The following is a 10,776-nucleotide window of genomic DNA, read 5'->3' on the forward strand; positions in this document are numbered from 1 at the left end:
AGCCTCGGGACCGCGGTGGCGGCGATGGCGCTGGCCACCGCGGGCACGTCGATCCCGGCAGCCGTCCAACCAGCGGCGGCCGATCCGGCGGCCGACGAACTCCCGGTGGTCAACTCCGGGGTGGCCGCGCTGGCCAACGCGACCGCCCGGCCCGGGTCCGATCCCGCCGGTGCCAACGACTTCACCTGCAAACCCTCCGCGGAACACCCCCGGCCGGTGGTCCTGGTGCACGGCACCGTCGAGAACATGACCTACAACGGGTTCTCGCTGGCACCGCGGCTGGCCAACGAGGGCTACTGCGTCTTCGCGTTCAACTACGGGCAGGACACCGGACTCGGCGTCGGGCTGCCCGGCGCCTTCCCCACCGGAGGCACCGCGCCGGTGCCGCAGTCGGCCGCTGAACTGTCCGGGTTCGTCGACGAGGTCCGCGCCGCCACCGGCAGCGATCAGGTCGACATCGTCGGGCACTCGCAGGGCGGCATGATGCCGCGCTACTACCTGAAGGAACTCGGCGGCGCGGACAAGGTCCGGCACTTGGTGGGACTCGCGCCGTCCAACCACGGCACCGACGTGGACGGGCTCGCGCACCTGCCCGGCGTGCCGGAACTGCTGCAGGCCGGACTCGGTGACTCGGTGCGGGACCAGATGCACGACTCCGCGTTCCTGGCCGACTTGAACGCCGGCGGCGACACCGTTCCCGGTGTCGACTACACCGTCGTCGCAACCCGCTACGACGAGATCGTGACCCCGTACACCTCGGCCTTCCTCGAGGGCCCGAACGTCACGAACGTCCTGCTGCAGGACGGTTGCGAGATCAACGCCACCGACCACTTGGGCATCTCGTTCGACCGCCGCGCCGAGCAGTACGTGCTCAACGCCCTCGACCCGGCCGGCGCCGAAGAACCGCCGTGCGTCCCGAGCCCGCCGGTGAACGGGGCGAACGCTCCGCAGCACTGATCCGCGAAGGGCGGCCTACGCCTCCCGCGCTGCTCGCTAGACTTCGGCGACGGCGCGGCGCATCGCGCCGCGCCCACCCGAGCGACCAGTGAAGGATCGTCGATCGCCATGTCCGAGAACGCTCCTGCCCGCCCGGCCGCGCGACCCGCGGGCAGGCGGCTCGCGATGATCGCCGGTGCGCTGCGCGGATCCGCTTCGCTTTCGCTGGCGGAGCCGGAACTGCGGGGGCTGGCGGAGCTGGTGCGCCCGGGTGATGTCTGCTTCGACATCGGCGCCGCCTACGGGATGTACAGCTTCACGCTGGCGAGCCTGGCCGGGCCCGCGGGCGCGGTGTACTCGTTCGAGCCGCAGCCGAAGCCCCGGCGCGTGCTGCGGACGGGCGTTCGCGCGTGCGGCTTGCAAAACGTGCGCGTCACCGACGCCGCGGTGGGCAGCGAACCCGGGTCGCTGGAGATGGCGCTGCCGGTGAAGTTCGGATTCGCCCCGATCCACGGGCACGCGCACGTCAACGACGGCGTGCGACAGACCAGGCCGGACACGACGTTCACCAAGACCCGCTCCTGGCGCACCCCGATCCGCGTGGTCGACGAGTTCTGCGCGCAGCAGAGCGTCGAGCGGGTCGACTTCATGAAGGTGGACGTGGAAGGTTTCGAGCCGAACGTCGTCGAAGGCGCGGCGGCGACCGTCGAACGCCACCACCCGACGCTGCTGCTGGAGATCGAGGACCGGCACCTGTCCCGCTACCGCACGAGCGCCGCCGAGTTCACCGACCACCTGCACGGGCTCGGGTACGCGATGTACACCTGGAACAAGCGTTCCTGGGTGCGCACCGCGGAAGTCACCACCGGAACCCGGAACTACCTGTTCGCCGTCGACTCCGCCTGGGGACGCTGACCGGACGGCCGGTGGCGGGCCGGCTCAGCCGAACTCCCGCCGCACGTGTCCCAGCAGATCCGGGTAGCGCCGCAGGTGCGCGCCTCCGTTGAGGTCCATCACCTCGCCGGTCATCCATTCGTTCCGGCTGATGAACACGGCAGCGTCCGCGATCTCCTCCGGCCGTCCGGATCGGCCGAGCGGCGTGTTCGCCAGGTAGTCCTCGTGCACACCAGGAACGTCCAGGGCGGGAGCGGTCAACGGTGTCGCGACCAGGCCCGGCGAGATCGCGTTGACCCGGATGCCGCGTGCCGCCAGCTCCAGCGCGGCCACCTCGGTGAGCATCGCCAGACCGGCCTTTGCCGAGCAGTAGGCCGCCATGCCCTCGGCGGGCTGGCGCGCGTTGAGCGAGGCCAGCGACACGACGCAGCCGCCGGACGACATGTTCCGGCCCGCGTGCTTGATCACCAGGAACGCGCCGCTCAGGCACACGTCGAGCACCCGGCGGAATTCCTCCGCCGCCAGGTCCGTGATCAGCGCGAGCGTGCTCACGCCGACGCTGTTGACCACCACGTCCAGCCGCTTCTCGCGTTCGGCCACGTCCTCGAACAGCGCGCGCACCGATTCCTCGTCGGTGACGTCCACCGCGACGTCCGGGGTGTGCTGCGCGGCGGCGAGATCGGCGGTGATCACCCGGCAGCCGTCGTCGCGCAGCGCCTGCGCCGTGGCGGCCCCGATGCCCGAGGCGCCCCCGACGACCAAAGCCACTCGTTCGCCGGTCCGGTCCGCAGCACCCATCTGGACTCCTGTCTGGACAAGATTTTCGGCTGCTGCCAACATACGATCCGGCCGCCTGCGTTGACCAGGGGCGAACCGGCGGATCGCCGGAAGCGCTCCGCGAGGAGTGCTCATGGCCCCCACCGCCGCGATCATCGGAGCAGGGATCAGCGGGTTGACCGCGGGCAAGATGCTCGGCGACTACGGGGTGGGCTACAGCTGCTTCGAGTCGTCCGACCGCATCGGCGGCAACTGGGCGTTCGGGAACCCGAACGGGCGCAGCAGCGCCTACCGGTCACTGCACATCGACACTTCCAAGCACCAGCTGTCCTTCCGGGACTTCCCGATTCCCGCGGAGTTCCCGGACTTCCCGCACCACACGCAGATCAAGCAGTACCTGGACGGCTACGCGCCGCGTTCGGGCTCACCGACCGCATCGAGTTCGGCAACGAGGTCTTGCACGCGCGACGAGTTCCGGGAGGCGGCTGGGAGCTCGACACCCAGCGGGGGCAGCGCAGGCACTTCGACCTGCTCGTGGTCGCCAACGGACACCACTGGGACCCGCGCTTCCCGCAGTTCGACGGGGAATTCACCGGCGAGCGGATCCACTCGCACGCCTACGTGGACCCGCACGATCCGCTCGAGCTCACCGGGAAGTCGATCCTGGTCGTCGGCATCGGCAACAGCGCCGCGGACATCGCCGTCGAGCTGTCCTCGAAGACGTTGCGCAACGAGGTGACGCTGTCCACCCGCTCCGGCGCGTGGGTGGTGCCCAAGTACATCGCGGGCGCTCCGGCGGACAAGTACTTCCGGACCACGCCGCACCTGCCGCTGTCGTGGCAGCGCAAGCTGGTCCAACTGCTCCAGCCGCTCGCCGCGGGACGTCCGCAGGACTACGGGCTGCCGACGCCGAACCACAAGCTGTTCGAGGCGCACCCGACGCAGTCCGTGGAGCTGCCGGTGCGCCTCGGCTCCGGCGACCTGGTGGCCAACGGCGACGTGGCGCGCGTCGACGGGCGGACCGTGCACTTCCAGGACGGCTCCAGCGGTCAGTTCGACGTCATCGTCTGCGCCACCGGGTACAACATCACCTTCCCGTTCTTCGACGAAGAGTTCCTCAGCGCCCCGGACAACCACTTCCCGCTCTACAAGCGGATGTTCAAGCCCGGCTTCGACGACCTCGCGTTCGCCGGGTTCGCGCAGGCGGTGCCGACGCTGTTCCCGTTCGTCGAGTGCCAGGCGCGGCTGCTCGCGGCGTGGGCGGCCGGGCTGTACCGGTTGCCGCCGATCGCCGAGATGCAGCGGGTGATCACCGCCGATGAGCGCCGGTTCATCGGGCACATGGTGCCCTCGGCGCGGCACACCCAGCAGGTGGACTACTTCATCTACGAGCACGACCTGCGCACTCGGGAACTGCCGGAAGGGCTGCGGCGCGCACGTGCGGCGGGGACCGCGCCGTCCGGTGGCGGATGAACCCGCATCCCGCGCTGATCGAACGCACACCGGCCGCGGACCGAGAAAGGGACGGAGCATGACCGAACGCCTGGAAGAAGCGGCGTCCCCGTACCGGCCGCTGACCTTCGACTCCGGCGGCGACCAGTGCCACGCCTGGCACTTCCCGGCCACCGACGACTCCTGCAGCACGGCCGACGGCCGACCGTGCGTGGTCATGGCGCACGGTTTGGCCGGCACCAAGGATTCCGGGCTACGCCCCTTCGCCGAGGGATTGGCGGCGGCCGGGCTCGACGTCCTCGCGTTCGACTACCGCGGCTTCGGCGCGAGCGCAGGGACGCCTCGGCAAACGGTGTCGGTGCAGCGGCAGATCGCGGACTACCGGGCCGCGATGCGCGCGGCCGCGAAGCTGCCCGATGTGCACGCGCAGCGCCTGGTGCTGTGGGGCGTCTCGCTGGCCGGTGGACACGTCATCACCGCGGCGGCCGGGCGCGACGACGTCGCGGCGGTCGTGTCGCTGACCCCGCTCGTCGACGGGCTCGCGGGCGGGAGGCAAGCGCTGGCCACGCATCGGCCGACCGCGCTGCTGCGCTCGTTCGCGGCCGGGATCGGCAGCAGGCTCACCGCTTTCACCGGCGGGACGCCGACGACTATGCCGGTCGTCGGCAAGCCCGGTGAGCGGGCAGCGCTTTCGCTGCCCGGTTGCTACGAGGACTACCTGTCGATCGCAGGCCCCACCTGGCGCAACGAGACCGACACCGGCATCGGCCCGGAACTCGCCGCGCACCGCCCGAACCGCCACGCGGCGCAGCTGCGCTGCCCGTGGCTGGTGCAGATCGCCGACCTCGACCGCAGCGCCCCGCCGCACGCCGCCGCAAAAGCCGCGTTCAACGGCGGCGCCGAGGTCCGGCACTACCCGTGCGACCACTTCGACGTGTGGTCCGGCCGGTCCTGGCACGAACCGGCCGTCGCCCACCAAGCAGCCTTCCTGCGCAGACACCTCACCCCGGCGACCTGACCGGCGCTGCCATGATCGATTGCATGGGCGAACAAAAGGACCGGATGCTGCGCGGTGAGTGGTACCTCGACGAACCCGACCTGGCCGCGGACCGGCGACGCTGCTGGCGACTGCTCGACCGGTTCAACGCGACGGGCGCGGATGACGATTCCGAGCGGGACCGGATCCTGACCGACCTGCTCGGCGAGCTGGGCTCCGGCGCGGCAGTGCTCCCGCGCTTCCAGTGCAGCTACGGTTTCCGGATCAGCATCGGCGCCCCTGTCGACGACCTCCGCCGATCCTGTTGACCGCACCGGCAGGGCACACTCGCGGACATGTCGGAGTCGCCATCGACACCGGCTGGCTCCTGCACGCAGGAACCGCATGAAGGGCCGGCACGGCAAGCAAACGGAGGGATCCGGCGTGACAGGCGGACAGGGTGAGCCCGGCCCGGTGCTCTACCACTACGGGCCCGAGGACGACCACGTCGGCGATCTGTGGCTGCCCGAGGGCTCCGGCCCCCATCCGGTCGCGGTCGTGCTGCACGGCGGCTATTGGCGGGCGTACTTCACCCGTGCCCTGATGGACGAGCTGTGCGCCGATCTGGCCGGGCGCGGATGGGCGGCATGGAACCTCGAGTACCGCCGAGTGGGCGCCGGTGGGGGCTGGCCCGCCACCTTCCGGGACGTGGCCACCGGCGTCGACCACCTCAGCCTGCTCGCCGAGCGCTATCCCCTCGACCTCGGGCGTCTCGTGTCGGTGGGCCACTCCGCCGGTGGCCAGCTGGCGCTTTGGACGGCCGCCCGTGCGGGACTCCCACCCGGGGCGCCCGGCGCGGAGCCGATCGTGCGGCCGGTCGGAGTGGTCGACCTGGCTGGGCTCGCCGACCTGCGGTTGGCGGAACAGCTCGAGCAAGGCAGCCATGCCAGTGCCGAATTGCTCGGCGGCACCCCGCAACAGCACCCCGACCGGTACGCAGTCACCTCCCCGGCGCAGCGACTCCCGCTCGGCGTGCCCCAAGGCGTCGTGCACGGCGATGCGGACGTCAACGTCGCCCCCGAGATCAGCGATGCTTACGCCACCGCGGCCCGGACCGCCGGAGACGATGTCGAACTCGTCCGGGTCCCGGGCGCCGACCACTTCGCGCTCATCGACCCTGCCGGTCCGGGGTGGGCGGCCGCGCTCGCACAGCTCGACCGAGTCGCCCGCAGCGCGACCTGACCCGGACCGCGGCGAAAACCGCTGCAGCTCCAGATGACGGGGTAACAGTGTCGCCGAGCTGGCGTAGTGCTGCCACGCTGGCTCGATGACGCTCGACATCCACAACGTGGTTATCAACTGTGAAAACCCACAACGATTGGCCGAATTCTGGACGCGAGCTCTGGAGATGGACGTGCTGGAGGACCACGGCTCGTTCGTCTTGCTCGGACGCCGAGGATCGCCGGTCACCCTTGGCCTGCAGCGCGTTCCCGAGCCACACATCGGCAAGAATCGTGTCCATTTCGACATCCACGGAGAATCCCGCGACGTCGCGGTACAGCGCTTGGTCGACATGGGAGCCACGCTCCAAGGTGAACAGCGCCCACCGGGTCTAAATCTGGTGTGGACCGTGTTGACCGATCCGGACGGCAATGAGTTCTGCATCACCGGCTAGTGACCCGTTTCGTGGTTTCCCGGGCGAACCCTGCCGCGCTGACTTTCGTGGACTCTGCGGAGCAGTTCCGAAAAAGGCAACCGGCTTCGGAAACCGCCAACCCGACCCCTGTGAACTGGGTTTGTTGTGGACCTGACGCTTCAGAACACGAATACCTCGGCCAACGCTGTTAGCACCGGAAGGCTGACCCAAAGAGCAGTCCGGGGACAAAAAAGCGGTGCGGAGCCGACGGAAATCGGCCACCGCACCTTGGGGGCCGCGGGGGCCAGGCCCCGCGACCAACACAACGGGCAACGGCGAAACCGCAGCTGCGGCCAGCAGCATGCACCGCCTCGTGGGGCGCCTGGGGATCGAACCCAGAACCCACGGATTAAAAGTCCGTTGCTCTGCCAGTTGAGCTAACGCCCCGTCCGGGTCAGCCTACAAGCACGCGGCGATCTTGTGGGGCGCGGGCGGGAGGTCGTCGCCCGGGAACGCACGGCTGCTGCCGGTGATCGGGTCGGGTCGGGGACAATGGGCGGGATGACCGCTCTTGACCTGCCCGCCGCGCCCAGCGCGTCCGGTGCCGCACCGTTGCGGATCGGCCCGTACCCGGTCGATCCGCCGGTGGTGCTGGCGCCGATGGCGGGGATCACCAACGTCGCGTTCCGCAGGTTGTGCCGGGAGTACGGCGCGGGGCTGTACGTCTGCGAGATGATCACCAGCCGGGCGCTGGTCGAACGGCACCCCAAGACGCTGGAGATGATCACGTTCGACGCGGCCGAGCGGCCGCGTTCCATGCAGCTCTACGGCGTCGATCCGCAGACCATGGGCGAAGCCGTCCGGATGATCGTGGACGAGGACCTCGCCGATCACGTGGACATGAACTTCGGCTGCCCCGTCCCGAAGGTGACGCGCAAGGGCGGCGGCTCCGCCCTGCCGTACAAGAGGCGGCTGTTCGCCGACATCGTGGCCGCCGCGGTGCGCGCAGCCGAGCCGGCGGGGATCCCGGTGACGGTGAAGTTCCGGATCGGCATCGACGACGAGCACATCACCTACCGGGACGCAGGCCGCCTCGCCGAGGAGAACGGAGCCGCGGCCGTCGCCCTGCACGGGCGAACCGCCGCCCAGCGCTACTCCGGGGAGGCCGACTGGTCGGCGATCGCCGATCTGAAGGACACCGTCCGCAGCATCCCCGTGCTCGGCAACGGCGACATCTTCAGCGCCGCCGACGCACTGCGGATGATGTCCGAAACCGGATGCGACGGGGTCGTCGTCGGCCGCGGCTGCCTCGGTCGGCCGTGGTTGTTCCGGGATCTGCAGGCCGCGTTCGCCGGTCTTCCCACCCCGGAACCGCCCAACCTCGGCGAAGTGCGCCGGGTGCTGCGCAGGCACGCCGAATTGCTCTGCGAGCACATGGGTGAGCAGAAGGGCATGCGGGACCTGCGCAAACACATGGCGCAGTACCTGCGCGGCTTCCCCGTCGGGTCGGACCTGCGACATCGGTCCGGCGTCGTCGGATCGCTGGCCGAACTCGACGACCTGCTCGCCGATCTCGATCCGGACGTCCCGTTCCCCGCCGACGCGGAAGGCCCACGCGGGCGGCAGGGCTCCGCGGGCAAGGTGGTGCTGCCGGAAGGCTGGCTCGACGATCCGGACGACCGCTGCGTCCCCGCGGGCGCTGAGATCGACCACAGCGGCGGCTGAGCCGGGAATGCGCACGATCGCCCTGTGCTCGGCGGCGCTCGCGCTGGCCGGATGCTCAGCGGCGCCGCAGGAGCCGTCGCCGCAGCGGCAGGTGCAGGATTACTTCGCGGCGAACAACGCCGCCGCGCGGCAGGGATCCGCGGCGCAGCAGGAGTTCTTCGATCGGACCCAGCACCCCGAGTTCGGCGACCAGGTCTGCGAGCTCGACGGGCTCACCGTGCAGCTCGAGCCGGCGCTGTCCACGCTGCGCCCGGACCCCGGCTACTCGCCGGACGGCGCCGGGCCGCCGCGCGGAAAGGTGTTCGTGGTCGGTGTGGAGGTGACGGTGCGCCGGGACGGGACGATCACGGGCAGGCAAGTCGGCTCGCAGCACGTCGTGCTGCTGGACGGAACGACGCACGGTTTCGCGCCGTGCCCGAGCGGATCAGGGTCGTGATGCGCGGACTGGAAACCTCCGATTTGCATCGGCGTGACAGAAAACACAGACTGCTCGGCTCCTCCGTGCGGGTGGGGCCGCGTCGTTTCGCTTCCACCGGCCCGCACGGCCCGGTACACACCAAGACAGCCCGACGACGTGAGAAGCGCTCACCAATTCGGAGCAAAGGCTGGTAAGCCGGATGAGCGAATTACAAGATGCCCGCGTCCCGGCGCCTCAAGGCACCCGCCGCAGCCGACGACACCACGGACGGGAGGTGACAGCGATGACCGGACCGCGCGACGGTTTCGCCGGACCCGATCCGCTGCGCGAAGACGTCGCGCGGGCGTGGTGCCCGGCCGCACCGCCGGAGTTCGGGCCGCGGCGCACCCGCCAGGACCTGGCCAGCGAGGGCGGCATGGTGGAGCTGCACGAGTCCATCGCTGCGCTGCTGGCCTCGCGCGGTCAGTGGCGGCAGGCCTACCACCACCTGCGTTCCGCGCTCGACCTGCTGTCCACCCAGGACACCCCGCGCGTTCCGGAACAGCTGCGGCACGAGGTCAACCGGCTGCGCAAGGAGCACGCCGAAGCCCGCGAGCAGAGCCTGCGGGACAGCCTCACCGCCAGCTACAACCGCCGCTACCTGGACGAGCGGCTGGCCGACCTGCTCGCGGTGACCGGCACCGGCGGGCTCGCCGTCGGCCTGGTCGACCTGGACTGGTTCAAGCAGGTCAACGACACCTACGGGCACCTGCTCGGAGATCGCGTGCTGCAGCGCGTCGTCGAGCTGCTGCAAGAGGCGCTGCCCTCGGGCGCGTTCTGCGCCCGCTACGGCGGCGAGGAGTTCGTGCTGGTGCTGCCGACCATCGACGCCGCACGCGCGCTCGCGGTGTGTGAGGCGGCACGCATCCGGATCGAGCGGTTTCCTTGGTCACAGATGGCGCCCGGGCTGCGCGTCACCGTCAGCATCGGCATGGCCCACGTTCCCGACACCGGCCACGAATGCGCCGAGGACACCGCGGAACAGCAGCTCATCGGCGCCGACGCGCTGCTGTACGCGGCGAAGCAGTCCGGCCGCAACGCGGTCGCCTACCGCACCGGGAACGAGGTGCACATCGCCGGGCGCAGCAGTGACCAGCACTCCGGCGCAGGCGCGCACGCCCTCGGGCACTGAACGGCCAGAAATCCGGCACGGACCGTATTTCCGCCGGTCACGCTACCTATCACAGTTAGCGAGCTCGGCCTAGGGCAGCTGTTGCTTCGTGCACTTATTGTGAAGAAATTGTCGCCCACTATCGTCAGTTCGGGCGATCGGCCGTACTATCTCGGCAGCGTTCGGCGATACGGCTTCGGGGGGTCGGCCGCTGACGCCCAACACCAACGACGACACCGACGAGCTCGACGGTGGGGAGGGAACACAGGTGCCGCAGGACCCCCGGCACGGCCAGCATGGGCACCAGAGTCCCGACCCAGCAGGGGCGGCAGACGAGGACGACAGCCCGCAGGCCGGCCGCAGGCGCCGCGCGTTAGGCGACGACGGAACCGGCGGGACGCGAGTCCTCGACCTGCTCAACAAGCACGGCAAGGCGCCCAGTGCGGGCACCGGCTCGCACCGCAGGGCCGCCGAACCGGAGCAGTCGGACAGCGGAGGCGGTAGGCGGTCACGCTCCGCGCCTCCGGTGCAACCCTCGCAACCTTCGGGATCCCGGAACGGCTCGCGGCCGCCCGAGACTCCGTCCGGCGAGTTCGCGCGGAACGGTTCGCAGGCGCCCGCCGGCCCGCCGCAGAACGGCGCACAGCCGCCGGAGGCGCCGCCGCGTCGGTCGGCCGGGCCGCAGCACGGGATGCAGCCAGGAGCTCCGCAACACGGATCTCCGCAGCACGACCCCCAGCCGGACGGGTACCAGCAGAACGGGCAGCAGCAGCTCGGCGCTCCGCACCACGGGCAGAACGGGCAGCAGCCCG

Annotated in this window: 11 protein-coding genes, 1 tRNA gene and 2 pseudogenes; 12 read left to right on the forward strand and 2 right to left on the reverse strand. The window is 70.5% G+C overall.

Annotated features, from left to right (window positions below; genetic code table 11):
- Positions 1–957 (forward strand): esterase/lipase family protein (locus IJH84_RS08275; protein ID WP_367268988.1); only part of this gene is annotated, 957 nt, incomplete at its 5' end.
- 108 nt (positions 958–1,065) lie between these two features.
- The gene (locus tag IJH84_RS08280) at positions 1,066–1,851 is read left to right on the forward strand and encodes an FkbM family methyltransferase (RefSeq protein ID WP_200068842.1); all 786 of its coding nucleotides are present in this window, start codon (positions 1,066–1,068) and stop codon (positions 1,849–1,851) included.
- A gap of 24 nt (positions 1,852–1,875) precedes the next feature.
- Here the strand turns inward: IJH84_RS08280 and IJH84_RS08285 are convergent, their stop codons facing one another.
- Entirely contained in the window at positions 1,876–2,628 is a 753-nt protein-coding gene (locus tag IJH84_RS08285; RefSeq protein ID WP_295142297.1) for an SDR family NAD(P)-dependent oxidoreductase, read from the reverse strand.
- 169 nt (positions 2,629–2,797) lie between these two features.
- Here IJH84_RS08285 and IJH84_RS08290 point away from each other — a divergent pair.
- From IJH84_RS08290 to IJH84_RS08320, 7 genes and pseudogenes are all read left to right on the forward strand, one after another.
- A pseudogene (locus IJH84_RS08290) lies at positions 2,798–2,962 on the forward strand (NAD(P)/FAD-dependent oxidoreductase); the annotation flags it as partial.
- 101 nt (positions 2,963–3,063) lie between these two features.
- Positions 3,064–4,080, forward strand: coding sequence for an NAD(P)-binding domain-containing protein (locus IJH84_RS08295; RefSeq protein WP_295142300.1), 1,017 nt, complete (start codon positions 3,064–3,066; stop codon positions 4,078–4,080).
- A 58-nt stretch (positions 4,081–4,138) separates the two neighbouring features.
- The gene (locus IJH84_RS08300) at positions 4,139–5,077 is read left to right on the forward strand and encodes an alpha/beta fold hydrolase (RefSeq protein ID WP_295142303.1); all 939 of its coding nucleotides are present in this window, start codon (positions 4,139–4,141) and stop codon (positions 5,075–5,077) included.
- A gap of 44 nt (positions 5,078–5,121) precedes the next feature.
- Entirely contained in the window at positions 5,122–5,364 is a 243-nt protein-coding gene (locus IJH84_RS08305; protein WP_233627022.1) for a maltose acetyltransferase domain-containing protein, read from the forward strand.
- A pseudogene (locus tag IJH84_RS08310) lies at positions 5,346–5,441 on the forward strand (MBL fold metallo-hydrolase); the annotation flags it as partial. The gene IJH84_RS08305 and the pseudogene IJH84_RS08310, both read left to right, overlap by 19 nt.
- A 38-nt stretch (positions 5,442–5,479) precedes the next feature.
- Entirely contained in the window at positions 5,480–6,277 is a 798-nt protein-coding gene (locus tag IJH84_RS08315) for an alpha/beta hydrolase (protein ID WP_295142306.1), read from the forward strand.
- Positions 6,278–6,362: 85 nt separating this feature from the next.
- Entirely contained in the window at positions 6,363–6,710 is a 348-nt protein-coding gene (locus IJH84_RS08320; RefSeq protein ID WP_295142309.1) for a VOC family protein, read from the forward strand.
- Positions 6,711–7,045: 335 nt separating this feature from the next.
- On the opposite strand, the gene IJH84_RS08325 is transcribed toward IJH84_RS08320, so the two are convergent.
- Positions 7,046–7,118: transfer RNA gene (locus IJH84_RS08325), tRNA-Lys, on the reverse strand.
- A 114-nt stretch (positions 7,119–7,232) separates the two neighbouring features.
- Between IJH84_RS08325 and dusB the strand changes: the two genes are divergently transcribed.
- The 3 genes from dusB to IJH84_RS08340 all read left to right on the forward strand — a co-directional run bounded on the left by dusB (position 7,233) and on the right by IJH84_RS08340 (position 9,985).
- A complete protein-coding gene (dusB, locus tag IJH84_RS08330) occupies positions 7,233–8,396 on the forward strand; it encodes a tRNA dihydrouridine synthase DusB (RefSeq protein WP_200068836.1) in 1,164 nt (387 codons plus the stop codon).
- Between the two features lie 7 nt (positions 8,397–8,403).
- Positions 8,404–8,832 carry a hypothetical protein gene (locus IJH84_RS08335; RefSeq protein WP_295142315.1) on the forward strand — a complete coding sequence of 143 codons (429 nt, stop codon included), beginning with the start codon at positions 8,404–8,406 and terminating at the stop codon, positions 8,830–8,832.
- Positions 8,833–9,097: 265 nt separating this feature from the next.
- Positions 9,098–9,985: a GGDEF domain-containing protein gene (locus IJH84_RS08340; protein WP_200068834.1), complete on the forward strand. Its 888-nt coding sequence runs from the start codon at positions 9,098–9,100 to the stop codon at positions 9,983–9,985.
- The last annotated feature ends 791 nt before the right edge of the window (positions 9,986–10,776 follow it).

The sequence above is a fragment of the Saccharopolyspora sp. genome, from assembly GCF_017434145.1.
Classification (GTDB): Bacteria; Actinomycetota; Actinomycetes; order Mycobacteriales; family Pseudonocardiaceae; genus Saccharopolyspora_C; species Saccharopolyspora_C galaxeae.

What these genes read in the sequence shown, in the direction of transcription:
- IJH84_RS08320 (WP_295142309.1), top strand. Translation starts at nt 6,363, where the DNA reads ATGACGCTCGACATCCACAACGTGGTTATCAACTGTGAAAACCCACAA.
- IJH84_RS08340 (WP_200068834.1), top strand. Translation starts at nt 9,098, where the DNA reads ATGACCGGACCGCGCGACGGTTTCGCCGGACCCGATCCGCTGCGCGAA.
- IJH84_RS08285 (WP_295142297.1), bottom strand. Translation starts at nt 2,628, where the DNA reads ATGGGTGCTGCGGACCGGACCGGCGAACGAGTGGCTTTGGTCGTCGGG.
- IJH84_RS08305 (WP_233627022.1), top strand. Translation starts at nt 5,122, where the DNA reads ATGCTGCGCGGTGAGTGGTACCTCGACGAACCCGACCTGGCCGCGGAC.
- IJH84_RS08300 (WP_295142303.1), top strand. Translation starts at nt 4,139, where the DNA reads ATGACCGAACGCCTGGAAGAAGCGGCGTCCCCGTACCGGCCGCTGACC.
- IJH84_RS08335 (WP_295142315.1), top strand. Translation starts at nt 8,404, where the DNA reads ATGCGCACGATCGCCCTGTGCTCGGCGGCGCTCGCGCTGGCCGGATGC.
- IJH84_RS08280 (WP_200068842.1), top strand. Translation starts at nt 1,066, where the DNA reads ATGTCCGAGAACGCTCCTGCCCGCCCGGCCGCGCGACCCGCGGGCAGG.
- dusB (WP_200068836.1), top strand. Translation starts at nt 7,233, where the DNA reads ATGACCGCTCTTGACCTGCCCGCCGCGCCCAGCGCGTCCGGTGCCGCA.